This is a genomic window from Pseudomonas morbosilactucae (genome assembly GCF_023241715.1).
GTDB classification, from domain to species: Bacteria; Pseudomonadota; Gammaproteobacteria; order Pseudomonadales; family Pseudomonadaceae; genus Aquipseudomonas; species Aquipseudomonas morbosilactucae.
Genome location: NZ_JALQCW010000053.1, coordinates 1 through 25,405, shown reverse-complemented (window position 1 = coordinate 25,405; position 25,405 = coordinate 1). Strand labels below are relative to the sequence as shown.

The following is a 25,405-nucleotide window of genomic DNA, read 5'->3' as shown; positions in this document are numbered from 1 at the left end:
CGGCCACCCGAAAAACCCACCTTGCGGTGGGTTTTTTTATGCGGGGAGCATCGCCTACAGTAGTGTTCGATTATCGCCCAAAACCCGCTTCCCCCCGATTGAAACGCCTCTTCGCGCAAACCACCATTCCCCGCACTGACAAAAACCAATAACAACAGGTTCTTCACCATGACCCAGCGCCCTGCCCGCTCCGGCTGATCGTCAGCGTTGCCCCCCTACTTCCGAACCCTTGCGACAAGTGTTTTTGCCGCAGTGCAGTGCTGCACCCCTAACAATTAGAGAGCGACAACATGAAGCCAATCACCGCCCCTCAACACCTCTTCTTGCCAAGCCTCGTGGCCGTGGCCCTGGCCAGCGCTGCCGTACCGGTCATGGCTGAGGAATCCGGATTTCTGGAAGACGCCAAGGCCAACCTGAACCTGCGCAACTTCTACATCAACCGCAACTTCACCAACCCGGACAACGCCCAGGGCAAGGCTGAAGAGTGGACGCAAAGCTTTATCCTCGACGCCAAGTCCGGTTTCACCCAGGGCACCATCGGCTTCGGCATGGACGTACTGGGCACCTACTCGGTGAAACTTGATGGCGGCAAAGGCACCCGCGGCACCCAACTGCTGCCGACCGACAATGACGGCCGCCCGGCCGACAACTTCGGCCGCCTGGGCGTGGCCTTCAAGGCCAAGCTGTCGCAGACCGAACTGAAGGTCGGGGAATGGATGCCGGTGCTGCCGATCCTGCGCTCCGATGACGGCCGCTCGTTGCCGCAAACCTTCCGCGGTGGCCAGATCACCTCCAAGGAAATCGACGGCCTGACCCTGTACGGCGGCCAATTCCGCGAAAACAGCCCGCGCAACGACAGCAGCATGACCGAGATGTCGATGAACGGCCGAGCCGGCATCACCTCCGATCGCTTCAACTTCCAGGGCGGCGAATACACCTTCAACGACAAGCGCACCCTGATCGGCGTGTGGAATGCCGAGCTGAAAGACATCTACAGCCAGCAATACGTCAACCTGGTGCACAGCCAACCGTTGGGCGACTGGACCCTGGGCGCCAACCTCGGCTACTTCTACGGCAAGGAAGACGGCAGCGCCCTGGCCGGCAACCTGGACAACCGCACCTGGTCTGGCCTGTTCTCCGCCAAGTACGGCAGCAACACCTTCTATGTCGGCCTGCAGAAACTCACCGGCGACAGCGCCTGGATGCGCGTCAACGGCACCAGCGGCGGCACCCTGGCGAACGACAGCTACAACGCCAGCTATGACTACGCCCAGGAAAAATCCTGGCAGGTGCGCCACGACTACAACTTCGCCGGCCTCGGCGTTCCGGGCCTGACCCTGATGAACCGCTACATCAGCGGCAGCAACGTGCACACTGGGGGGGTTACCGACGGCAAGGAGTGGGGCCGCGAGTCGGAACTGGCTTACACCATCCAGAGCGGCACCCTGAAGAACCTCAGCCTCAAATGGCGCAACTCGACCATGCGCCGCGACTTCAGCACCAACGAGTTCGACGAAAACCGGGTGATCGTCAGCTACCCTCTGAGCCTGTTGTAACGTTGCGCCGGAGCGTCCTGCGGGGCGCTTCCGGCCCATACCCGAGCAGCAGAAACGCCAAAGGCCAGCCCGTTACCGGGCTGGCCTTTGTGTTTTAACGCGCCAGGGCAATCAGCCCTCGCGAGACTCCACGCCCAGCTCGTCCCACACCGATTCTGCCAGGTGGAAGGTGGCATTGGCCGCCGGAATGCCGCAGTAAATCGCGCTCTGCATGATCACTTCCTTGATCTCGCCACGGCTGACGCCGTTGTTGGCGGCCGCCCGCAAGTGCAGCTTGAGCTCTTCATTGCGGTTCATGCCGATCAGCATGGAAATGGTGATCAGGCTGCGGGTGTGCCGCGGCAAACCCGGACGGGTCCAGATATCGCCCCAAGCGTGGCGGGTGATCATTTCCTGAAACTCCGAGTTGAACTCGGTCAGGGTGCTCAGGCTGCGGTCGACGTGGGCATCGCCCAGCACCGCGCGACGCACTTGCATGCCGTCGTCGTAACGTTGTTTCTCGTCCACAAGGGGCTCCTTGAATGGGGCACTCAAGCCCGCAGAAATTCCACAACCCGGTCGCTGAACGCGGCACCGGCTTGAACGTTGGACAGGTGGGCAGCATAGAACTCGGCGTACTCGGCGCCGGCGACCCGCTCTTGGATGAAATGCCCGCCCGACGGCGGCGTCACCGCATCTTCGGTGCCGGAAATCACCAGGGTCGGCACCTTGATCGCCGACACCTGCTCACGGTAGTCGGCATCGCGCACCGCAGCGCAGTTGGCCGCATAACCTTGTGGCGAAGTGGCCGCCAGCATGTCGGTGATACGCTTGGCCTGGTCCGGATGGGCTTCGGCGAAGTCCGGGGTGAACCAGCGCGCGATCGAGGCATCACGCAGGGCCACCATGGCCGCCTGGCCGTCACGCAGCACGGTTTCGATCCGTGGGTTCCAGATGGCCGGCTCGCCGATCTTCGCCGCGGTGTTACACACCACCAGCTTGTGCAGGCGCTCGCCAGCGTTGATGCCCAGCCACTGGCCGATCAGGCCACCCATGGACAGGCCGCAGAAATGCGCACGCTGGATATTCAAGGCGTCCAGCAGGGCCAGCACGTCGTGCCCCAGCTGTTCGATGTTGTAAGGGCCCTCGGTGACCAGGGACTTGCCATGGCCACGTGTGTCGAAACGCAGGACCCGGAAATGCTCGGTGAACGCCGGAATCTGCGCGTCCCACATGTGCAGGTCGGTGCCCAGGGAGTTGGACAGCACCAGCACCGGGGCCTCATCAGGACCCTCGCTCTGCCGCTCGTTGATCAAGTAGTGCAGTTCGCCATCGGCGAGTTGTACGAATCCCACAGCAGTCTCCTTCAGGCGTTCAACGCGAAATGTTCGGCCACGGCACGCTCGACCCAGGTGTGCGCCTGGCCGAGGTAATGGGCAGGGTCCAGCAGACGGTCCAACTCGGCCGCCGACAATTCGGCGGTCACGTGCGGGTCGTCCCCCAGTACGGCACGCAGATGGCGTTGTTCAGCCACCGCGCGTTTGCAGCATTGTTCCAACAGATGATGTGCCGTCTCGCGACCCAGACGCTGGGCCAGGGCAATGCTGACCGCTTCGGCCAGCACCAGGCCCTGGGTCAGATCGAGGTTGCGCAGCATGCGCTCGGCATCGACTTCCAGCCCTTCAGCCACCAGCAACGCCTGTTGCAGGGCCCCAGACACCAGGCAGCAAATCTCCGGCAGGGTTTCCCATTCGGCGTGCCACAGCCCCAGGCTGCGCTCGTGCTCCTGGGGCATGGCACTGAACATCGTCGCCACCAAGCCCGGCACCCGGGTCGCAGCGCTGATCAACACCGCTGCGCCCACCGGATTGCGTTTGTGCGGCATGGTGGACGACCCACCCTTGCCCGGCGCCGAAGGTTCGAACACCTCCGCCGCCTCGGTCTGCATCAGCAGGCTGATGTCCCGGCCCAACTTGCCCAGGCTGCCAGCGATCAAGCCCAGCACCGCGGCGAATTCCACCAGGCGATCACGCTGGGTGTGCCAAGGCTGCTCCGGCAATGTCAGCTGCAACTCGGTGGCCAGGGCCTCGGCCACCGGCAGGGCCTGGTCACCCAGGGCGGCCAGGGTTCCGGACGCCCCGCCGAACTGCAGCACCAGCAGCCGTGGCTTGAGTTCTTGCAGGCGTTGCCGACTGCGGGTCAGCGCCCCCAGCCAGCCGCCGATTTTCATGCCAAGGGTCACTGGCGTGGCGTGCTGCAACCAGGTACGACCGGCCAACGGCGTGGTCGCGTAGCGCTTGGCCTGGGCGGCCAGGGTTCCACCGAGACGTTCCAGGTCGGCTTCGAGCAATGCCAGGGCGCGGCGCAGTTGCAGCACCAGCCCGGTGTCCATCACGTCCTGGCTGGTAGCTCCCAGGTGAACATAGCGTTCGGCCTCGGCATCGGACTGGGCAATCTGCTTGCCCAGGGCCTTGACCAGGGGAATCGCCGAATTGCCCGCCGTAGCAATCGCATCACCCAGGGCCGAAAAATCGTAACGCTGGGCTTGGCAGGCGGCTGCGATCGGTGCCACCGCGCTCGACGGGATCAACCCCACACGGGCCTGAGCCCGCGCCAGGGCAGCCTCGAAGTCGAGCATGGCCTGGACCCGGCCCTGGTCGCAAAACACGCCGCGCATGTCGCGGGCGGTGAAGTAGGCATCAAACAGCTGATTGCTCGCCGGTGTACTCATAAACAGTCCTATGGAAGCCAGCGCCCACCATGGGCGCCGGCGAACAGGTCAAAGATCGTGGTGCAGATAAGCCGCCTGCTTGGGCAGGCGCAGACTGAACAGAAACGCCACCGCCATCATCGCCGTGACGTACCAGTAGAAGGTGTTTTCCATGCCCAGGGACTTGAGGCCCAGGGCCACGTACTCCGCAGAGCCGCCGAAGATCGCATTCGCCACCGCATACGCCAAGCCCACCCCCAGCGCACGCACTTGCGGCGGGAACATCTCGGCCTTCACCAGGCCGCTGATGGAGGTGTAGAAACTGACGATGGCCAACGCCAGGGTGATCAATACAAAGGCCAGGAACGGGCTGGTGACGGTTTTCAGGGTCAGCAGGATCGGCACCGTGCACAGGGTGCCCAGGGCGCCAAACCAGAGCATGGAATTACGCCGGCCGATCTTGTCGGCAAGCATGCCGAACAACGGCTGCATGCACATATAGAGGAACAGCGCGCCCGTCATGATGTAGCTGGCGGTCTTGGCGTGCATGCCGGCGGTGTTCACCAGGTACTTCTGCATGTAGGTGGTGAAGGTGTAGAAAATCAGCGAGCCGCCGGCGGTGTAGCCGAGCACGGTGATAAAGGCCTTGGAGTGATTCTTGAACAGCGCGGCAATACTGCCGGCGTCCTTGTCTTCACGCATTTCCTTACTGCTGGTTTCCTTCAGGGAGCGCCGCAACAACAGCGAGATCACCGCCGCAATGGCACCGATGACAAACGGAATGCGCCAGCCCCAGGCTTTCAACTCCGCTTCGTCGAGGAACTGCTGGAGGATCACCACCACCGACACTGCCAGCAGTTGCCCGCCAATCAGGGTCACGTACTGGAAGGAAGCAAAGAAGCCACGCTGCCCCTTGAGCGCCACTTCACTCATGTAGGTGGCCGTGGTGCCGTACTCGCCGCCCACCGACAACCCTTGGAACAGCCGCGCCGCCAAGAGCAGCGCCGGGGCCCAGGCGCCAATGCTGGCGTAGGTCGGCAGGAAGGCGATGACCAGGGAGCCGGCGCACATCATCAGCACCGAGATCATCATGGAATTCTTGCGCCCGTGCTTGTCGGCCACTCGGCCGAACAGCCAGCCGCCGATGGGACGCATCAGGAACCCGGCGGCGAACACACCGGCGGTGTTGAGCAACTGCACCGTGGGGTCATCGGAGGGGAAGAAGGCTGGGGCGAAATAGATGGCGCAAAAGGCGTAGACGTAGAAGTCGAACCATTCGACCAGGTTGCCGGAAGACGCACCGACGATCGCGAAGATCCTCTTGCTGCGTTCCTCGCTGGTGTAGTGACTGGTTGTGCTTGTCATGGTTTTTCACTCTGAGGGGACCGTGTGAGTCTAGACACACTTAGCAACAGTCCCGTTCCGCAAAGCCCATCGACCAGGCGCCGATCAGCGCTTCTGGCCTCAAGGCGATGCCCGCAAACCGGCTTCTACGAGATCGTGGGCTCGCAGCAGCCGGCTTGCCGGCAATCAACACCCAGCGAACTCAATAATCGAAGAACACCGTCTCAGCGTCGGTGCCCTGGAGAATCACGTTCCACTGGTACTGGCCATCGGCATCGGCCTTGGCCAACAAGGTGCCGCGACGCGCTTCGGGCACGCAGGCCAAGAGCGGGTCGTTGGCATTGGCAGGCTCGGCATCGAAGTAGATGCGGGTCAGCAAGTGCTTGACCAGGCCACGGGCGAACACCAGCACCACCAAGTGCGGTGCCTGGGTGCTGCCCTTGAGGCCCGGCACGGTCCCCGGCTTGATGGTGGTGAAACGGAAACGCCCTTCGGCGTCCACCGGCACGCGGCCGAAACCCTGGAAGTTCGGGTCCAGGGCTTTGTCCTGTTCATCTTCGGGGTGATCGTATTTGCCCACGGCGTTGGCCTGCCAGATTTCCAGCATCGCGTCGTTGACGAAGTCACCGTTGCCGTCCACCACTTGCCCAGTGATCGCTACGCGGTCGCCCCAGGTCTCGGGTTGGGTCAGGTCTTCACGGTTCAGCCAGGTCAGGCCGATGTGGTAGTAAGGGCCGACGGTGTGGGAAGTGGTCGCAGTCAGCGTCATGTTATTTCTCCATCGGCGTGGCATCGCGGCCGCGCAGGACGATGTCCCAGCGGTAGCCGAGGGCGTAGGAAGGGATGGTCTTGTCCAGGTCGAAGCTGGCGATCAGGCGTTCCTTGGCACGGGTGTCTGGTACGCAGTTGTAGATCGGGTCGTAGGCCAGCAGCGGGTCACCCGGGAAGTACATCTGGGTCACCAGGCGCGTGAGGATGCTCGGGCCGAACAGCGAAAAGTGGATATGCGCCGGGCGCCAGGCGTTGTGGTGGTTGCCCCACGGATAGGCACCGGGCTTGATGGTCTGGAACTGATACCAGCCGTCGGCGTCGGTGACGGTGCGGCCAGTGCCGGTGAAGTTCGGGTCCAGGGGCGCATCGTGCAGGTCGCGGTCGTGGTTGTAGCGACCGGCGGCGTTGGCCTGCCAGATCTCCACCAGGATCCCCGGCACCGGCAAGCCGTTCTCATCCAGTACCCGCCCGTGCACGATGATGCGTTCGCCCTGGGGCTCGGCAGCGTGTTGGGCAGTCAGGTCGTTATCCTTGTCCTGCAGGTAATCGGCGCCGATGGTCGGGCCGGTGATTTCCGACAGCGAATGGGGCAGGAACACCAACGGCTGGGACGGCGAGCGCAGGTTGGTGGACTTGTATTCAGGGTGCAAGTAATCAGGCTGAGTGCCCGCTTGCGGGCGCCGGTAACCGGGCTTGTCAGTCATGTTCAACTCTCTCTTCTTATAAAGCAGCGCGTCAGACGCGCTCAATCGCCAGTGCCAGCCCTTGGCCAACACCGACGCACATGGTCGCCAGGCCTTTCTTGCCGCCGGTCTTTTCTAGCTGATGCAAAGCGGTCAAGACCAGGCGTGCACCGCTCATGCCCAACGGGTGGCCCAGGGCAATGGCACCGCCGTTGGGGTTAACCTGAGGCGCATCGTCCGCCAGGCCCAGCTCACGCAATACCGCCAAACCTTGGCTGGCGAAGGCTTCGTTGAGTTCGATGACATCAAAATCGCTGACCGCCACGCCCAGGCGCTCGATCAGTTTACGCACGGCAGGCACCGGCCCGATGCCCATGACGCGCGGCGCGACACCGGCGCTGGCCATGCCCAATACGCGGGCACGGGCGGTCAGGCCGTGTTTTTTCACCGCTTCGGCCGAGGCCAGGATCAGGGCGGCCGCGCCATCGTTGACGCCCGAGGCGTTGCCGGCGGTGACGGTCTTATCCGGGCCGTTGACCGGCTTGAGCTTGCTCAGGGTTTCCAGGGAGGTATCGGCACGTGGGTGCTCGTCCTGCTCAACCACAGTCTCGCCCTTTTTATGGACGATGCGCACCGGAACGATTTCTTCAGCGAAGAACCCGGCGGCTTGCGCGGCGGCAGTACGTTGCTGGCTGCGCAGGGCAAAGGCGTCCTGATCGGCACGGGACACCTTGTAATCGTCGGCCACGTTGTCGGCGGTCTGCGGCATGGCATCCACACCGTACTGGGCTTTCATCAACGGGTTGATGAAGCGCCAGCCGATGGTGGTGTCTTCCAGTTTCATGTTGCGCGAGAAAGCGCTGTCGGCCTTACCCATGACAAACGGCGCGCGGGACATGGACTCGACGCCACCGGCAATCGCCAGCTCCATCTCGCCGCTGGCAATGGCCCGGAAGGCGTGCCGATGGCGTCCATGCCCGAAGCGCAGAGACGGTTCAGGGTCACGCCCGGAATGCTCTCTGGCAGCCCTGCCAGCAGCAGCGCCATGCGCGCCACGTTGCGGTTGTCTTCACCGGCCTGGTTGGCGCAGCCGAGGAACACCTCGTCAACGGCTGTCCAGTCCACCGACGGGTTGCGTTCCATCAACGCCTTGATCGGCGCGGCGGCCAGGTCGTCGGCGCGCACGGCCGAAAGACCACCGCCAAAACGGCCGATAGGGGTACGAATGGCATCACAGATAAATACTTCACGCATCAGGCTTCTCCAGGGGCTTGGCCGTGAGCGGCGGCATTCCGCGCTTCCAGGTCACGCAGGGCAGTCAATTCGATCTCGGTCAGTACGGCGGTCTGCGACGTTTATCGGACCGCTGAAAAAAACGGCGCGAGGGGCACGCCAAAGCAATTGAAGATAAAGGTACTGAAGATTAAGCCGGGGCAAACGCCCAAACAATCCGATAATCGACTGAGCGTTCGCTTATCGAACGGATTGTTGCAAGGCTATCTATCTCCATAAAAGCTTGTGGGCAAGCCCGGCCCGGCAGGAATTGCCGGGGCGGACTTGCCTGCACAGGGCCGGTCAACCAGTCGCAGCCCGTATCAGGTGGCATCCGCATGGCTGACCATGCCTTTGATCAACACGGCAGCGGTGGCCAAGGCCGCTGGAATCACCAGCGCCGTCAGCACTTGCTCGAAGTTCCAGCCCAGGCCCAACAGTGTGGCGCCCATCCAGGCCCCCAGGATCGCGCCGAAACGGCCGATGCCCAGCATCCACGAAACGCCAGTGGCCCGGCCCTGGGTCGGATAGAAACGCGCCGCCAAGGAAGGCATCGCCGATTGCGCACCGTTGACGCACATACCGGCAATCAGCACCAGGGTGGCCAGGAGGGTGATATTGCCCAGGCTCTGGCCTACCGCGTAGGCGAACACCCCGGCCAGCAGGTAAAACGTGCCGATGACCTTGTGCGGGTTGAAGCGGTCCATGGCCCAGCCCACCCCAACGGCACTGAGCACCCCGCCGAACTGGAACAAGGCGCCGATAAACGCGGCCTGTTCCATGCTTGCGCCACTGTCACGCATCAGGGTCGGCAGCCAACTGGTCAGCAGGTAGACAATCACCAGACCCATGAAATAGGTCAGCCACAGCAGCAAGGTGCCGACGCTGTAGGTGCCGGAGAAAATCACCGCGAAGACGTTGCGAGCCTTGACGGTCTTCTGTTCCGGCACGCTGAAGCTGGTGGCTTGGCCAACGATGGTCGGCTCAATGGGGGCCAAGGTCTTGCGCACCTTGTCGGTGCCCCGATTGCGCACCACCAGGTAACGTGCCGACTCCGGCAACCACAGCAACAGCACCGCTGCCAGAATCAGCGGCAGGATGCCGCCGATCAGCAACAGGCTGTGCCAGCCGAAGGCCGGAATCAGCTTGGCAGAGATAAAACCACCGCCCGCCATGCCCAGGTTAAAGCCGCAGAACATGCTGGTGACCAACAACGACTTGTGGCGCTCCGGGGTGTATTCCGAGAGCAAGGTGGTGGCGTTGGGCATGCCGGCACCCAGGCCCAGGCCCGTGAGGAAGCGCAGCACCAGCAATTGATCGACGTTGCTGCTGTAGGCCGAGGCCAGACTGAAGGCACCGAACACCAACACCGCCCCTACCAGCACCACTTTGCGACCGAAGCGGTCAGCCAGCGGCCCGGAACCCAGGGCACCAAAGACCATGCCGATCAGCGCGGCACTCATCACCGGGCCGAGGCTGGCGCGGTCGATGCCCCAATCCTGGGACAGCGCCGGGGCGATAAAGCCCATGGCCGCTGTGTCCAGGCCATCGAGGAAGACAATCAGGAAACACAGGATCACCACTCGCCACTGATAACGCGACAAGGGCTGGGTATTAATGAAGGACTGCACATCGAGGCAGTTGGCGGATTGAGGCTGGGTCATTATTTTTATTTCCACACAAAAACGCGGGCGAGCAGAGGCCAGGCGCAACGGCTCGGGTCATCGAACAATCAAGGGAATAGCGGAATCAGGCGACTCGCGCGGGACGGCAGAACAGGTCGTGGCGACGACGCCGGGATGCTGTGTTCATGAGGATGGGCCTCTTCATTATTATCGGGTCGCCACTGGCCGCCGGTGACATGCACTAACGGCCGATGACGCTGCCGCGACATTAATGAGCCAAGGGAAAGAGCGTCAATTCGCCAAGCGCGTATTTGTGCGTTTATCGAACACCTTAAGCAAACAGCTGGGCACTCAGGTCGCGACTGGCACTGAGCAAACCCGGCAGAAAACGCTGCTCCAACTCGGCCCGGCTGACCCGCCCGGCGTGGGTGCTGACGTTCAGCGCCGCCAACACCTGGCCCGAGGCGTCATACACCGGCACCGCAATGGAACGCAGGCCCTGCTCCAACTCCTGGTCGACGATGCACCAGCCTTGCTGACGTACCTGTTGCAGGCATTCGAGCAAGGCCTCGGGGGTGTGCAGCGTGCGGCTGGTCTTGGCTTGCAGATCCGCGTGCTCCAGGTATTCACGCAAGGAAGCGTCATCCAGGGCCGCCAGCAAGATTCGGCCCATGGACGTGCAATAGGCCGGCAACCGCCCGCCAACCGACAGGTCCACCGAGATCAGACGCTGGGTGGTCGCCGAGCGGGCGATGTAGAGAATGTCTTCCCCTTCCAGGGTCGCCATATTGCAGGCTTCGTGCAGTTGCTCGCTCATGCGGTCCAGATAGGGCTGGGCAGACACCGCCAGGGGCGTGGACGACAGGTAGGCGTGACCCAGGGTCAGGACCTTGGGCAGCAACGAGTAGGTGCGGCCATCGGTGGTGGCATACCCCAGCTTGATCAAGGTATGCAGGCAGCGGCGCACCGCCGCCCGGGGGATTTCGGTGCGGTGGCTGATCTGGGCGATGGTCAGGTGCCGCTTGCGCTCCTGGAAGGCCTGGACCACCGCCAGACCGCGAGCCAGGGACGTCATGAAATCAGGGTCGCCGGTCAGAGCCTGAATGCGCTTGGCTGGAGAGGCCACAATCGGCGGTGCCACGGAGGCAAAGGAATTACGCATTTGATCGTTCATTTCAGGCTCTCTGCGACGAAGTTCTGCCGTATGACAGGGCGTACTGGAGAGGTAGCACACGCCAGCACCGCCCACATCGGGCGATTATCGAACCAGCGACCGATAATCGCAACACCCGATTATCACCACTCAGGTGACGCTTTCCATCCCCTCACCCGCCAGCCTTATTGAGGGCAAAAGTACCGTTGATGGGTGTTGGTCTAGTCCAGCATTCAACGATTAAAACTTTGACGTCACAAAATACTCACACAGAAGTTGCCACTTTTTAACTTTGCGGCAATAGAGTTATTCAACCTGATAGCTATAATGCAGCAGGTGACCCGCCGGGACTTATTGCTTGTCCGGTCTGGGTGTCACTCAGGCAACTCAAACTTAGATGACGAACCTGCCGCAAGCGCTTGACCCTATATGTTCCATCCGGCCAATGCGTTTGCCAGCAAACAAGACTGTTGCTACGACAGCTGTTCTGATCCGGTGGCGTGGCCGCATGCAACATGGGCGTCGTTGATTCACCGCGAGGAGCTCGGCCTTTAAACAGGCTCGTATCCTCAAGCGCTGATTAATCGCCAACAGGCAATGTGTAGCACCGGAATTTACCTCAACTCAATTAGGTAACACTGTGACGAAAGACGAACTGCGCGCGGAACTTGAGCGCCAGGAACAACGTTACAAGGAAGTTTACGGCGGGGAAGTCACCACCTACGCCGCCCAACCTGAACCAGAACGCAAACCATGGCGTAAACGCGCCAGTATTCTTGATCAGGCATTTAACGAAGAACTGCAAAAGATGGAGAAAGAACTCAAGGCCGAACAGCCTTGATGCCGCTCTCTTGATCTTTTTCCAGCCTGCTTCGCCCACCGCCTGGCCACAGCCAGCGGCCCGGCGGATGATTGGCGGCGCGGCGACCTGACAGAATCGGGCCGGGCCCCGCCACAGGCTTGCACCTTGAAATTTCATACAAGCGTTTGAACCTGCGACACGCCTCGCAAATCGGCTGCTCGATGCACGTTCAGTCAATGAATTCAATGGCTTATCCGAGCCTCGAAAATTCCCAGGATCCTCTCCTCCCGGTCAATTTTTCCGTTGAAAAATGTTACCGGCGAGCACCTTATGCATTGATTACCGGGGTTTTCTGGCATAATCGCGCCCCCTTATGACCGGGTCAGAAAACCTTCATGATCGATTTATTCAGCGGACTGGATGCTTGGGTGCTTGTGAGCCTCTTGCTCGCCCTGGCCTTTGTCCTCGCCTACGAGTTCATCAACGGCTTTCATGACACTGCCAACGCAGTTGCCACCGTCATCTACACCAAAGCCATGCCACCGCACCTGGCGGTGTTCTTTTCCGGTGTCTTCAACTTCCTCGGTGTGTTGCTCGGCGGCGTCGGCGTGGCCTATGCCATCGTCCATTTGCTGCCGGTCGAGTTGCTGATCAATGTCAACACCGGTCACGGGTTGGCCATGGTGTTCTCGTTGCTGGCTGCGGCCATCGCCTGGAACCTGGGCACCTGGTACTTCGGCATTCCGGCGTCCAGCTCCCACACCCTGATCGGCTCGATCCTGGGCGTCGGCCTGGCCAATGCCCTGCTCAACGACATTCCCCTGGGCGATGGCGTGAACTGGCAGAAAGCGATCGATATCGGCGCTTCCCTGGTGTTCTCGCCCATGGCCGGCTTCATCATCGCCGCCCTGGTGCTGATCGGCTTGAAGTGGTGGCGTCCGATTTCGAAGATGCACAAGACCCCGGAACAGCGCCGCAAGGTCGATGACAAGAAGCACCCGCCGTTCTGGAACCGCCTGGTACTGGTGATTTCCGCCATGGCCGTGAGCTTTGTCCACGGCTCCAACGACGGTCAAAAAGGCATCGGCCTGATCATGCTGGTACTGATCGGCATCGTTCCTGCGCAGTTCGTGCTCGACCTCAATAGCACCACCTACCAGATCGAGCGCACCCGCGACGCCACCCTGCACCTCAGCCAGTTCTACCAGCGCAACAATGATTCCCTGGGCGAATTCCTGGCCTTGGGCAAAAGCGTGAAAGACGACCTGCCGGGCAAGTTCCGCTGCAACCCACAGCAGACCGAACCGACCATCACTGCGCTGCTGGGCAGCCTCAAAGGTGTGGCCGACTACCATTCGCTGCCGTCGGAAACCCGTATTGAAGTGCGTCGCTACCTGCTGTGCCTGGATGACACCGCGAAGAAAGTCGGCAAGCTGCCGGGTCTCGCCCCGCGTGAAAAAGCCGACCTGGACAAGCTGCGCAAAGACCTGACCGCCACCACTGAGTACGCACCGTTCTGGGTGATCCTGGCCGTCGCCCTGGCTCTGGGCCTGGGCACCATGATCGGCTGGAAACGTGTGGTCCTGACCATCGGTGAAAAAATCGGCAAGCAAGGCATGACCTATGCCCAGGGCATGTCGGCACAGATCACTGCAGCAGCCTTGATCGGCCTGGCCAACGTATTCAGCCTGCCCGTCTCCACCACCCACGTGCTGTCCTCGGGTGTAGCGGGAACCATGGTTGCCAACAAAAGCGGCCTGCAAGGCGGCACTGTGCGGACCATCCTGCTGGCCTGGGTCCTGACCCTGCCGGCCACCGTGGCCTTGTCGGCCGGCCTGTTCTGGCTGGCGTCCACCGTCCTCGGCACCTGATCTTCAGCGGTCACGAAAAAAGGTGCGCCCTTGCGGGTCGCACCTTTTTTTACGCCTGAATATTTGTCTCGTAACGGCCAAACGGCAGGCAAAAAAAAGGGCAACCGAAGTTGCCCAAAATGCCTTGCGTGCTCGTTGTACCGGAAAGACTTAAGGTTTCTTACGCTTGTTTGCGTCTTTCCAGATGAAGAATCCAAACCCTGCGAAAAACAGAACCATGAGGCCGACAGTCAGCACTCCGGCGATCACCACATTGTCGAAAAACATGACTGGCCTCCTGCTCTTGCCCTGTTGCGATGGGGCTAAGTTAAACAAACAGGCGGTGGGGAAAATTGACCGGCGTCAATGACGCCCAAGACGGGGCACGAGGAAGGGGGAATAACTGATCTGAATCAAAAAAAGCGCCCTGCTCAGCGCTTTTTCGGTTTGTTTTTCGGCTTTTTCTTGGCTTTACCCAAAGGCATTGCCTGCTCGAAGGCCTGGCGAACTTCGTTCAAACGCTTTTCATTGAGGTCGTGCACACGCTTGGCACGTTCGGCATTCAGGTCGATCAGCTTGTCATCTTGGCTCATGGTTTGGCTTGGCATCGTTGGGTTCAATGACAGCCGCAGCGCTGGGGATAGACAGCCTACGGCCCTTGCAGGTGTGCCAATCATGCGGCGTGAAGCGCCGCCTGACCAGTGATCGGACCCTGCACGTGGCAATAAAATCCCTCGCTCCATGCCTTTGAGCAGCCGCAGGCCCCTAGACCTCGACGTCCACCCACAACCCCTGGCGCGGCGCGCCCTCGATCAATGGGATCACCGGCACGGTGTTGTCGGCATTGAGTTCGTCACCCGGCACCGCCAGGTGCTCTTCGGGGTCTTCCTCGGCTTCGCGCTGGCGCTTCTGCCGTTCCTGCTGGCGACGCTGTTCTTCGCGCAGCAGCAAGGCCGACTGCTCAGCATCGCGCTTTTGCAGGTCGATCGTGCTTTCGTTGGAGCTTTCCTGTACCGGCACCACCGGCGGAATGTCCGGACGCTGTCGGATCGGATCCTGCTGGGATGTAACGGGCACGGCGCTCAGGGGCAGCATCGGTGGCAGCATGTTTTTAGTCTCCTGTCGGCAAGCTGTCGGCTGCATAGGGGGCGACTTGAGCCATCTGTCGCAAACTTGTGACCCAATCGTCAGCCAAAGGTGCCCTTGGGCCGGATAAATCTGATCCTGCGCTACCGTTTAACCAAGTGTTTTTCTCAGAGTTCTTGGGTCTCAGAGCCACGTTCCGTTAAGATAGTCGGCTTTTTCAAGGCGGGAGTCAGGCAGCATGGCGCAGCAGTATCAACCGGGGCAACGCTGGATTAGTGACAGCGAAGCCGAGCTAGGTTTAGGCACCGTTCTGGCACAGGACGGTCGCTTGCTGACCGTGCTCTATCCGGCCACTGGCGACACACGCCAGTATGCGCTACGGAATGCGCCCCTCACTCGCGTGAGTTTTCCCCGGGTGACAGCATCACCCACTTCGAAGGCTGGAAAATGACCGTGCAAGAAGTCGACGACGTCGACGGTTTGCTGGTCTACCACGGCCTCAATGGGCAGAACGAGCAGGTCACCCTGCCGGAAACCCAACTCTCGAACTTCATCCAGTTCCGCCTGGCCAGCGACCGTCTGTTCGCCGGGCAGATCGACCCGCTGGCCTGGTTCTCCCTGCGCTACCACACCCTGGAACACACCAGCCGCCAGTTGCAGTCCTCGCTCTGGGGCCTGGGTGGCGTGCGCGCCCAACCTATCGCCCACCAGTTGCACATTGCCCGTGAAGTCGCCGATCGCATCGCGCCGCGGGTCTTGCTGGCGGACGAAGTGGGCCTGGGCAAAACCATCGAAGCCGGCCTGGTGATCCATCGCCAACTGCTGTCGGGCCGGGCCAACCGGATCCTGATCCTGGTGCCGGAAAACCTCCAGCACCAATGGCTGGTGGAAATGCGCCGGCGCTTCAACCTGCAGGTTGCGCTGTTCGACGAAGAACGCTTTATCGAAAGCGATGCCAGCAACCCCTTCGAAGACACCCAGTTGGCCCTGGTGGCCCTGGAATGGCTGGTGGACGACGAGAAGGCCCAGGACGCACTGTTCGCGGCCGGTTGGGACCTGATGGTGGTCGACGAAGCCCACCACCTGGTGTGGCACGAAGACCAGGCCAGCCCGGAATACACCCTGGTGGAGCAACTGGCCGAAACCATCCCCGGCGTGCTGCTGCTGACCGCGACCCCGGAACAACTGGGCCAGGACAGCCACTTCGCCCGTCTGCGCCTGCTGGACCCGAATCGCTTCCACGACCTGGCCGCCTTCCGCGCCGAGAGCGAGAACTATCGCCCGGTGGCTGAAGCCGTACAGGAACTGATGGATAAAGGTCGACTGTCGCCCAAGGCACACAAGACCATCCATGGTTTCCTCGGCAACGAGGGTGAAGCCCTGCTGACCGCCGTCAATGATGGCGACACCGAAGCCAGCGCGCGCCTGGTGCGTGAGTTGCTGGACCGCCACGGCACCGGCCGCGTGCTGTTCCGCAACACCCGCGCCGCTGTGCAAGGGTTCCCTGAGCGCAAACTGCACGCCTACCCGCTGCCATGCCCGGACGAATACCTGGAACTGCCCCTGGGCGAGCACGCCGAGCTGTACCCGGAAGTCAGCTTCCAGGCCCAGCCAGAAGCCAGCGACGAAGAGCGCTGGTGGAAATTCGACCCTCGGGTCGAGTGGCTGATCGACCAGTTGAAAATGCTCAAGCGCACCAAGGTCCTGGTGATCTGCGCCCACGCGGAAACCGCCATGGACCTGGAAGACGCCCTGCGCGTGCGCTCCGGCATCCCGGCCACGGTGTTCCACGAAGGCATGAACATCCTTGAGCGTGACCGTGCGGCCGCCTACTTCGCCGATGAAGAGTTCGGCGCCCAGGTGCTGATCTGCTCGGAAATCGGCAGTGAAGGTCGCAACTTCCAGTTCTCCCATCACTTGGTACTGTTCGACCTGCCGTCTCACCCAGACCTGCTGGAGCAGCGCATCGGTCGTCTGGACCGGATCGGTCAGAAGCATGTGATCGAACTGCACGTGCCGTACCTGGAAACCAGCCCGCAAGAGCGCCTGTTCCAGTGGTACCACGAAGCGCTGAACGCCTTCCTCAATACCTGCCCAACCGGTAACGCCTTGCAGCACCAGTTCGGCCCGCGCCTGCTGCCGCTGCTGGAAAACGCCGACGACGGCGAGTGGCAAGCCCTGATCGACGAAGCCCGTGGCGAGCGTGAACGCCTGGAAGCCGAGCTGCACACCGGCCGCGACCGCCTGCTGGAGTTGAACTCCGGCGGCGCGGGTGAAGGGGATGCGCTAGTGGAGGCGATCCTTGAGCAGGACGACCAGTTCGCCCTGCCGATCTATATGGAAACCCTGTTCGACGCCTTCGGTATCGACAGCGAAGACCACTCGGAAAACGCCCTGATCCTCAAGCCCAGCGAGAAGATGCTCGACGCCAGCTTCCCCCTGGGCGACGACGAAGGCGTGACCATCACCTACGACCGCAACCAGGCGCTATCACGCGAGGACATGCAGTTCATCACCTGGGAACACCCGATGGTGCAAGGCGGCATGGACCTGGTGCTGTCCGGCTCCATGGGCAACACCGCAGTGGCGCTGATCAAGAACAAGGCGCTGAAACCCGGCACCGTGCTGCTGGAACTGCTCTACGTCAGTGAAGTGGTTGCACCGCGCGCGCTGCAACTGGGCCGTTACTTGCCGCCGGCCGCCCTGCGTTGCCTGCTGGACGCCAACGGCAATGACCTGTCGTCGCGGGTGGCGTTCGAGACCCTGAATGACCAGTTGGAAAGCGTGCCACGGGCCAGCGCCAACAAGTTCATCCAGGCACAACGGGACCAACTGACGCCACGGATCAACGCCGGTGAAGCCAAGGTCACGCCACGTCACGCCGAGCGCGTAGCCGAAGCCCAACGCCGCCTGGCCGCCGACACCGACGAAGAACTGGCGCGCCTGACCGCCTTGCAAGCGGTCAACCCGACCGTACGCGACAGCGAGCTGGTAGCGCTGCGTCAACAACAGGAGCAGGGCCTGGCAATGCTGGAAAAAGCCGCACTGCGACTGGAAGCGATTCGGGTGCTGGTGGCGGGTTAATCACCCTCCCTGCCCTGATGAACAAAAAGGCCCGCGCAATGCGGGCCTTTTTTATTGGGTGGCTGATCACCGACGAACCGGCGCCTACAGGGGCTCGTGTGCACCTTCCGTCACGTGTGAGCGGGCTTGCCGGCGATGGCGTCCTCAAGCGGTACTTGCACCGCCGCCAACCCATCTTTCATGCGCTGGGCATCGCGGACAAAACAACGGGAGGCCTGGAACAGAAACAGCATAGTCAGGAACAGCGCCACTGGAATCAGGTACATGGCGTCGTGCAGCCCCGCGGCCTTGAAGGCTTCGGTCATTTGCGCCGCACCTTCGGCATACATGGCCGCATGGGCGAAATGATCGGACAAGCCCCCCACCACCACCGGCCCCAAACCGCCCCCCAGCAAATACAGGCCGGCAAAGAACAGCGCCATAGCGGTCGCCCGCAAACGCGGCTCCACCACGTCCTGGATCGCCGTGTACACGCAGGTGTAGAAGTTGTAGGCAAACAGCCAGCCGACGCTGAACACCGCGACAAACACCCCGATCTCGATGCGCCCGGCATACAGGGCCCAAGCCGTGGTCACCGTGGTGATGATCAAGCTGAAGGCCGCGAACAACAGGCGGCCGTTGGCCACGCGCTGGTGGATCTTGTCCGCCACCCAGCCGCCCAGGGTCAGGCCAAACAACCCAGTGACCCCGACAATGATCCCTGTGGCCACCGCCGCATCATGCAGTGGCATCAGGAAATAGCGCTGCAGCATCGGCACCAGGAACGAGTTGCAGGCGTAGGTGGCGAAGTTGAAGGTCAAGCCGGCCAGGGTCAGCCAAAGAAAGGTCGGGATCGCCAGCACCCGGCGAATCGGCCGGTCCACCCGTTCCTGGGAAACCTTCACCGCTTCCGCCGCACCGCGCTTGGGCTCTTTGATAAAGAACATGAACACCGCCAGCACCAACCCCGGCACCGCGGCGATAAAGAACGGCGCGCGCCAGCTGTCGAAGGCCTTGACCATCGCGCCAATGGTGAAGAACGCCAGCAACAGCCCCAGCGGCAGGCCAAGCATGAAAATGCCCATGGCCCGGGCACGCCGATGGGCGGGGAACAGGTCACCAATCAGCGAATTGGCCGCCGGCGCATAGCTGGCCTCGCCAATGCCGATGCCCATGCGCACCAGGAGGAAGGTCCAGAAACTGCCCACCATGCCGTTGACCGCGGTCAGCGCACTCCAGGTCGCCAGGCCCCAGCCCATGAGCTTGCTGCGTGAACCGGTGTCGGCCAGGCGTCCCAAGGGCAACCCGGCAATGGCGTAAACGAGGGTAAAGGCGGTGCCGATGATCCCGAGCTGGAAGTCACTCAAGTGCCATTCCATGCGGATCGGCTCAATGATGATGGCGGGGATGGTGCGGTCGAAGAAATTGAACAGATTAGCCAGGAACAACAGGAACAGAATGCGCCAGGCATTCGCCGCTTGGGTCGAGTTCTGCATGGGTTGGTCTCTTTATTGTTATTCGGCCAGACGCAACCGAGCCTGGAAGCTGCAATCTAGTCAGGCGGCTACGTGCTGTCTGTGATCATTCGCCAGTCTGATATCAAGCCATGGCCCCTGGCCTGCCCCTCCTCAATCCATGAACCACACACGCCCCCCTGACGGGAGCGCACCGATGGCGTGGATCACAGCCTGTGCGCCCACCGTTGCGAGCGGCGTTCAGGCTGGCGCCTCTGAAAACCCTGGTAACAGAAACAGTCATCGCCGGAAGCGCTTAGCATCTTTGGCGATTACGCCCATATCTAAATCGTTGGGAGCAAACTGCCAGCACCATTCCCGGTCGCCGGACGGCCTCTATACTCCAGGCATTCGTCGGCGCCCCAAGGCACCGAGTTGAGATGACTCTGAGACGAGGCATGCTATGGAATGGCTGGGTGTGCATTTCTTTACCGAGCTTCCAGAGCGCGGGCAGACAGTACTCGGTTGCAGTCATAGCCCCTTTCTGGTGCTGCTGGCCTATCTGGTGGCCTGCGCCGCCAGCTTCGCCACCCTGGATATGGCCGAGCGCGTCGGGCACGTCGAACGCCCGTCCACCCAACGGCTCTGGCGCTGGATCGGGGCCTGTTGCCTGGCTGGGGGCATCTGGGCCATGCATTTCATCAGCATGCTCGCCCTGCAAGTGCCCATCGAAGTGCACTACCAACTGCCCTTGACCCTGCTGTCACTGCTGATTGCCCTGATCGCCGCGTGGCTGGCCATGCAGACCCTCAGTCACCCGCAACTGCCGTTATGGCGCTACGTCTGCGCAGCGGTGTGGATCGGCCTGGGCATCTGCACCATGCATTACGTCGGCATGGCGGCCATGCGTTCCAACGCGGTGCAGTACTACCAGACGCCGCTGATGCTGCTCTCGATGGTCGTGGCGATCGGTACCAGCCTCGCCGCCCTGCTGCTGTCGCGCCATCTGTACAACGGCAGCGGCATGTTTCACCAACTGCTCAAGTACGCCAGCAGCCTGCTGCTGGGGGCCGGGATCATCAGCAGCCACTTCACCGGCATGGCCGCCTTGACCCTGGTGCTGCCCCTGGACAGCCCGGCCCGTGCCCCCGTGGACAACAACAGCATGCAACTGGGGCTGACCATCGCGGTGATTGCCCTGCTGGTGATCGGCAGCGCCATCAGTGCGGCCCTGGCCGACAAGAAATTGCAACACAAGGAGCACGACCTGCGCCGGGTCAACGCCCTGCTCTCGCAACTGGACCAGGCCCGGGTCTCGCTGCAACAAGTGGCCCACTACGATGCCCTGACCAACCTGATCAACCGCCGCGGCTTCAACCAGTTGTTCGCCGAAAAGCTTCTGGAAAAAACCACCTACGGCGGCAAGCTGGCGGTGATGTTCCTCGACATCGACCACTTCAAGCGGATCAACGACAGCCTGGGCCACGACGCGGGCGACGAGTTGCTGAAAGTCATCGCCGGCCACATCAAACACTCCACCCGCACCCATGAGGACGTGGTGGCGCGCTTTGGCGGCGACGAGTTCTGCATCCTCACCAGCCTCAAGGAGCGCGACGAGGCTCGGCACATGGCCCAGCGCATCATGCAAAAAATGAAGGAGCCCATCGAGCTCGCGGGCCGGCGCATGGTGATGACCACCAGCATCGGCATCAGCCTGTTCCCGGACGACGGCACCACCTGCGAAGAACTGCTGAAGAATGCCGACCTGGCGCTGTATCAATCCAAAGCCGGTGGCCGCAACAACCTGCATTTTTTCAGCAGCAACCTAAAAGCCCGGGCCACCCTGGAATTGCAGCTCGAAGAAGAACTGCGCCACGCCCTGCGCAGCGACAGCGAACTGCGACTCTACTACCAACCCATCTATGACTTGAAAACCGCCAAGGTCAGCAAGCTAGAAGCCCTGGTCCGCTGGCAGCATCCGCTACACGGCCTGCTGGCGCCGGACCGTTTCATCGGCATTGCCGAGGCCAACGGCCTGATCGAGGCCCTGGACAACTGGGTCCTGCGCAAGGCCTGTGAGGATCTGGCCCATCTGTCCCAGAGTGGGTTCGACCAGCTTAAGGTGGCGGTCAACTGCTCGGCCTTGAACCTCGTACGGGAGGAACTGCCAGGGGAAATCGAAACCGCCCTGCACGACGCTGGGATCGCGCCGCAACGGTTGGAACTGGAGGTTACGGAAAACGCCCTGATGGGCAACATCGACAAAACCCTGGTGCTGTTGCAGCAGATTCGTACCCTCGGCGTCTCGCTGTCCATCGACGACTTCGGCACCGGCTACTCGTCCCTGGCCTACCTCCGGCGCCTGCCCCTCAATACCCTGAAGATCGATCGCTCGTTTATCCAGGACATCCCCCAGTCGACCCAGGACCGGGAAATCGTCCAGGCCATTATCGTCATGGCCCATACCCTGCATTTACAGGTGGTGACCGAGGGGGTCGAGACCGAGCAGCAGTATCAATTCCTGCAATACCATGGCTGCGACTATTTACAGGGCTACCTGCTCAGCCGTCCCGTGCCCTTGAGCGAGCTACCGGGGGTGCTGGAGGAGCTTGAAGCGCGCTGCAAGCAAGCGGCCAGTGGGGTCAATGCGCCGTTCCAGGCTCGCGATACAGCTGCACCAGAGTCGCGGGATCTTTTTCCAGATAGCCTTGGCTGCCATGCAGGCGCATCAACTGGGCTGCTAGCCCGCTGACCGGGGTTGCCGAGCCCTGCTCGCGGGCAAACTTCACGGCACCGTCCAGGTCCTTGAGCAACGTACGCACATGCCATTTGATCGGCTCGAACTGGCTGCCGGCCATTTGTGGCGCCAGTATCTGCAAGGGCTTGGAGTCGGCAAAACCACCGGCCAGGGCCTCGGCGATCAACCCGGCATCGACCCCGGCGCGTTCGGCCAGGGCCACCACTTCGGCGATTACCAGTGCATTGCAAGCAACGATCATCTGGTTGCAGGCCTTGGTCACCTGTCCCGCGCCCACCGCACCCATGTGCGTCACCCGCTGCCCCAGTTGCAGCAGCACCGGGCGGACCAGCTCAATGTCCGCTGCCGCCCCGCCCACCATAATCGCCAGGCTGCCGGCTTCGGCCCCGGCCGTACCGCCGGAAACCGGGGCGTCGACCCAGGCCATGCCGCTGCAGGCGGCCAGTTCGGCCGCCATGTCCTGGGTGGCCGTGGGTTCCAGGCTGGAAAAGTCCACCAGTAACTGGCCGGCCCGAGCGCTCTGCGCAATGCCGTCGGCGCCGAACACCACCTCACGGACCACCTCGGTGTTGGCCAGGCAAAGCAATACCAAGGTGTTGCCCTCGCACAACTGCGCCGGCGTGGCCACTTGCCGGGCCCCGGCGGCCACCAGCGGCGCACACTTGTCCGGGTTGCGGTTCCACACCGTTAACGGATAGCCGGCGGCCAGCAAACGCTGGCACATGGGCAGGCCCATCAAGCCGATTCCGGCAAACCCCAGGGAAGGTAACTCTGCCATCACATTGCCTCCTTTTGATTAAAGATCGCCGAATATTGGCCGATTCAACAGAATCCGGGAAAGGATTCCCAGAGCGACCCGCAGGCTAAGTTCCTGACGCTCAGGCTAAATTCGCGCTCCATGAAGCGACGAGACCCCCTATCGTGATGGCTCGAAGACATTTGTCAGCGGGCCAACCTGTCCAGGCATATGGCGAACAATGACTTCTAAAAATAACGCGGCCAATGCGGCCAACGAACTGACGCTGAACGCTCCCGAACCCAGCCCCTCAGCGCCGAAGCCATTGTCCAGCTCACGCCCGCTGGCTACCCAGCAATACCTGTACTTCACCGAAACCAATACCGACCGCATCCTCGACAACCTCGACGGCCTGCGTGACAGCGTGTTCCCCCGGCCGCTGCACCTGGAAGGCGACAACGAGATCCGTCGTGACCAGGAATTCCCCTCGGTCTGCCTGATCGGCCTCGGCCGTTGCGGCTCCAACATTGCCCTGGATGTGGCGGAGTTGGTGTACAACGCCCGCAAGTTCTACCTCAACGAATTCAACAACGAAGACAAATCCTACGCCGAGAAGGGCTACAGCCCGGGCCAGTGGATCCGCAACAACCTGCGCCTGGTGCAGAACAAGGCGACCAAGCCGGTGTTCCTGGTAGAGCCTCTGGTGATGCTTGGCGACCTGGACAAAGACATTGCCGGGCGCATCCGCTTCTCGCGCAAGGGCGAGAAGAGCGGTTTTATCCGCGACTACAGCAAAATGAAGATCATGGACCTGTCCGAAGTCCATGCCGGCGGCGCCGGTAACGCGCCGATCCTCGGCCAGTACCTGGCGAAGATCATCCTCAACAAGGACACCCAGCGTTTCTCCAGCCCCGAGTGGAAAATGATCCACTCGTACCTGATCGACTCCTGCGGGATCAAGGCCAACCAGTCGCGCCTGTACTTTTCGATCTTCAGCGCCGGCGGCGGTACCGGTTCGGGCATGGCCTCCGAATTCGGCCTGGCCCAGCAATACTCGTACATGAACAAAACCTTCGACACCAAGCCGATGGACGAGCACGACAGCAAAAGCGGTCACTCCTTCGTCTTCGAGCCGATCTTCACCAGCGGCATCTGCGTGCTGCCGAACATCTCGGACCACCGCAGCGAAATGTCCGAAGCGCTGCACATCAACGCCGGCCGCCTGCTGTGCAAATACCTCTCGGAAGAGTGGGACTTCTCCTACAACTTCGACAATGAAGACAGCAGCGAAGCCAGCGTCATGGGCCGCATCCGTCCATGGAACGCGATGATGCTGATCTCCAACGACATCATGCGTTATGCCGAAGAAAGCGATGACGGCAACATCCAGAACATCGACGTCAACGCCATGGAGAAGCACGCCAACCAGTACATATCCCAGCAGATCTTCAACATCCTCACTGCCCAGGCGGTGACCACCGACTACGACCAGAACTACTTCCGTCGCGCCGGCATCGATATCGGCGAAACCATCCGCCTGGACGCCAACGACCTGTTCATGAGCCTCGCCGGCCCAGTAGCGATTGCCTACGCCGAGTCCGTGGTGCCGGAACAACCAACGCCTACCGGCGACAAGTTCAAGGTGTTCGAGAAAGAGCCCCAGCGCCTGAACATCGATGACCTGTTCTTCCGCTCCATCGACCTGCCGCACTTCAACAAAGTAACCCAGGCCATCGAAGGCATCAGCCTGCTGCCCATCGAGTCCAAGCGCTACCGCGCGGCGCTTGAGCAGTACAAGGCCTCGGGTTACGACGCGGCGGCCTTGCACGACCTGCACTTCTTCAAAAACTGCTCGTCGGTGGTGTCCATCGTTTCCCTGCCCAAGGATTACAAGCTGTCCTACATGGACCTGAACCGGCTCAAGACCCACCTCAACAGCCTGTTCCCCAACACCACCCTCAAACGCTATGCGCTGGTGATCGGTGCCTCGGCCAACCTCTCGCTGACCACCCTGATCGCCAAGAGCCCGTGCCTGTCGGACGATTTCCTGACGCTGATCGTGGCCTTTATCAAACGTTGCTTCGCCCGCAACCCGTATCGCTTCGACGAAACCCTGGACAACTCGATCCTCGACTTCATCGTCAGCGACGAATTCGACGAAAGCCTGATCGACGACCTGCTCAACGAGTTCGAGAACCCGGCGAAGATCCTCGACACCAACTGGTACGCGATCAAGCCGATGTACGAGAAGAAGTACCGCGAGCTGATCAACGACAAGGACAAGTTCGTCTCGATCAACGACATCCGCCTGTCCCGGGATTGCGTGAAGAAGGCCATCAAGTACCTGCGCGAGATTTACCGTCACCGCATCGGTAAAACCAAAGTCATCTCGCTCAACAACCACACCGGCAAAACCGCCTTCTAAGCTCATCGCCGGGCCGCTGCGCGGATCGCCGGCAAGCCGGCTCCTACAACAGGTGCATCGCCCACACACCTGTAGGAGCTGGCTTGCCAGCGATGACGTCCGCAAAAACGAAGAAACCCTGTCGCCGGGCCGCTGCGC

18 protein-coding genes and 3 pseudogenes are annotated in these 25,405 nt (G+C 61.6%); 6 read left to right on the top strand and 15 right to left on the bottom strand.

The window, feature by feature from the left end; genetic code table 11:
• Positions 1-290: 290 nt before the first annotated feature.
• The gene (locus M1B34_RS19720; protein ID WP_268266023.1) at positions 291-1,556 is read left to right on the top strand and encodes an OprD family porin; all 1,266 of its coding nucleotides are present in this window, start codon (positions 291-293) and stop codon (positions 1,554-1,556) included.
• Between the two features lie 111 nt (positions 1,557-1,667).
• Here the strand turns inward: M1B34_RS19720 and pcaC are convergent, their stop codons facing one another.
• The 10 genes and pseudogenes from pcaC to pcaR all read right to left on the bottom strand — a co-directional run bounded on the left by pcaC (position 1,668) and on the right by pcaR (position 11,114).
• Complete coding sequence (gene pcaC / locus M1B34_RS19715; protein WP_123336441.1) at positions 1,668-2,063, bottom strand: 4-carboxymuconolactone decarboxylase; 396 nt, start codon at positions 2,061-2,063, stop codon at positions 1,668-1,670.
• 23 nt (positions 2,064-2,086) lie between these two features.
• Positions 2,087-2,890, bottom strand: coding sequence for a 3-oxoadipate enol-lactonase (gene pcaD, locus M1B34_RS19710; protein ID WP_268266022.1), 804 nt, complete (start codon positions 2,888-2,890; stop codon positions 2,087-2,089).
• A gap of 11 nt (positions 2,891-2,901) precedes the next feature.
• Positions 2,902-4,266, bottom strand: coding sequence for a 3-carboxy-cis,cis-muconate cycloisomerase (locus M1B34_RS19705; protein WP_268266021.1), 1,365 nt, complete (start codon positions 4,264-4,266; stop codon positions 2,902-2,904).
• 48 nt (positions 4,267-4,314) lie between these two features.
• A complete protein-coding gene (locus tag M1B34_RS19700; RefSeq protein ID WP_123336446.1) occupies positions 4,315-5,610 on the bottom strand; it encodes an MFS family transporter in 1,296 nt (431 codons plus the stop codon).
• 181 nt (positions 5,611-5,791) lie between these two features.
• Positions 5,792-6,358, bottom strand: coding sequence for a protocatechuate 3,4-dioxygenase subunit alpha (pcaG, locus tag M1B34_RS19695; RefSeq protein WP_123336448.1), 567 nt, complete (start codon positions 6,356-6,358; stop codon positions 5,792-5,794).
• A gap of 1 nt (position 6,359) precedes the next feature.
• Positions 6,360-7,064, bottom strand: a complete 705-nt coding sequence (gene pcaH / locus M1B34_RS19690) for a protocatechuate 3,4-dioxygenase subunit beta (protein ID WP_268266020.1) — start codon at positions 7,062-7,064, stop codon at positions 6,360-6,362.
• 31 nt (positions 7,065-7,095) lie between these two features.
• Positions 7,096-8,300 (bottom strand): annotated as a pseudogene (gene pcaF, locus M1B34_RS19685) (3-oxoadipyl-CoA thiolase).
• Positions 8,297-8,389: pseudogene (locus M1B34_RS19680) on the bottom strand (CoA-transferase subunit beta); the annotation flags it as partial. The pseudogenes pcaF and M1B34_RS19680, both read right to left, overlap by 4 nt.
• Positions 8,390-8,638: 249 nt before the next feature.
• The gene (gene pcaK, locus M1B34_RS19675) at positions 8,639-9,979 is read right to left on the bottom strand and encodes a 4-hydroxybenzoate transporter PcaK (protein ID WP_123336454.1); all 1,341 of its coding nucleotides are present in this window, start codon (positions 9,977-9,979) and stop codon (positions 8,639-8,641) included.
• Between the two features lie 292 nt (positions 9,980-10,271).
• On the bottom strand, positions 10,272-11,114 hold the full coding sequence (pcaR, locus tag M1B34_RS19670) for a pca regulon transcriptional regulator PcaR (protein ID WP_123336456.1): 843 nt from the start codon (positions 11,112-11,114) through the stop codon (positions 10,272-10,274).
• A 619-nt stretch (positions 11,115-11,733) separates the two neighbouring features.
• On the opposite strand from pcaR, the gene M1B34_RS19665 reads away from it, so the two are divergent.
• Together M1B34_RS19665 and M1B34_RS19660 are read left to right on the top strand one after the other, a co-directional pair.
• On the top strand, positions 11,734-11,934 hold the full coding sequence (locus M1B34_RS19665) for a hypothetical protein (RefSeq protein ID WP_268263628.1): 201 nt from the start codon (positions 11,734-11,736) through the stop codon (positions 11,932-11,934).
• 356 nt (positions 11,935-12,290) lie between these two features.
• Positions 12,291-13,766 carry an inorganic phosphate transporter gene (locus M1B34_RS19660; RefSeq protein WP_123336460.1) on the top strand — a complete coding sequence of 492 codons (1,476 nt, stop codon included), beginning with the start codon at positions 12,291-12,293 and terminating at the stop codon, positions 13,764-13,766.
• A 150-nt stretch (positions 13,767-13,916) separates the two neighbouring features.
• Here the strand turns inward: M1B34_RS19660 and ccoM are convergent, their stop codons facing one another.
• The 3 genes from ccoM to M1B34_RS19650 form a co-directional block, all read right to left on the bottom strand.
• Positions 13,917-14,033, bottom strand: a complete 117-nt coding sequence (ccoM, locus tag M1B34_RS33760) for a cytochrome c oxidase subunit CcoM (RefSeq protein WP_015634423.1) — start codon at positions 14,031-14,033, stop codon at positions 13,917-13,919.
• 143 nt (positions 14,034-14,176) lie between these two features.
• Positions 14,177-14,338, bottom strand: a complete 162-nt coding sequence (locus tag M1B34_RS19655; RefSeq protein ID WP_008074569.1) for a hypothetical protein — start codon at positions 14,336-14,338, stop codon at positions 14,177-14,179.
• A gap of 172 nt (positions 14,339-14,510) precedes the next feature.
• On the bottom strand, positions 14,511-14,852 hold the full coding sequence (locus tag M1B34_RS19650) for an aspartate-semialdehyde dehydrogenase (RefSeq protein ID WP_123336462.1): 342 nt from the start codon (positions 14,850-14,852) through the stop codon (positions 14,511-14,513).
• Positions 14,853-15,069: 217 nt separating this feature from the next.
• Here M1B34_RS19650 and rapA point away from each other — a divergent pair.
• Positions 15,070-17,915 (top strand): annotated as a pseudogene (rapA, locus tag M1B34_RS19645) (RNA polymerase-associated protein RapA).
• Positions 17,916-18,025: 110 nt separating this feature from the next.
• Here the strand turns inward: rapA and M1B34_RS19640 are convergent.
• The gene (locus M1B34_RS19640) at positions 18,026-19,390 is read right to left on the bottom strand and encodes a spinster family MFS transporter (protein ID WP_268266019.1); all 1,365 of its coding nucleotides are present in this window, start codon (positions 19,388-19,390) and stop codon (positions 18,026-18,028) included.
• A 421-nt stretch (positions 19,391-19,811) separates the two neighbouring features.
• On the opposite strand from M1B34_RS19640, the gene M1B34_RS19635 reads away from it, so the two are divergent.
• The gene (locus tag M1B34_RS19635; protein ID WP_268266018.1) at positions 19,812-22,100 is read left to right on the top strand and encodes a putative bifunctional diguanylate cyclase/phosphodiesterase; all 2,289 of its coding nucleotides are present in this window, start codon (positions 19,812-19,814) and stop codon (positions 22,098-22,100) included.
• Here M1B34_RS19635 and M1B34_RS19630 read toward each other — a convergent pair.
• A complete protein-coding gene (locus M1B34_RS19630; RefSeq protein WP_268266017.1) occupies positions 21,991-22,887 on the bottom strand; it encodes an NAD(P)-dependent oxidoreductase in 897 nt (298 codons plus the stop codon). The two genes, M1B34_RS19635 and M1B34_RS19630, sit on opposite strands and share 110 nt — an antisense overlap.
• A 196-nt stretch (positions 22,888-23,083) precedes the next feature.
• Here M1B34_RS19630 and M1B34_RS19625 point away from each other — a divergent pair, with 196 nt between their 5' ends.
• Entirely contained in the window at positions 23,084-25,267 is a 2,184-nt protein-coding gene (locus tag M1B34_RS19625) for a hypothetical protein (RefSeq protein WP_268266016.1), read from the top strand.
• Positions 25,268-25,405: the final 138 nt, after the last annotated feature.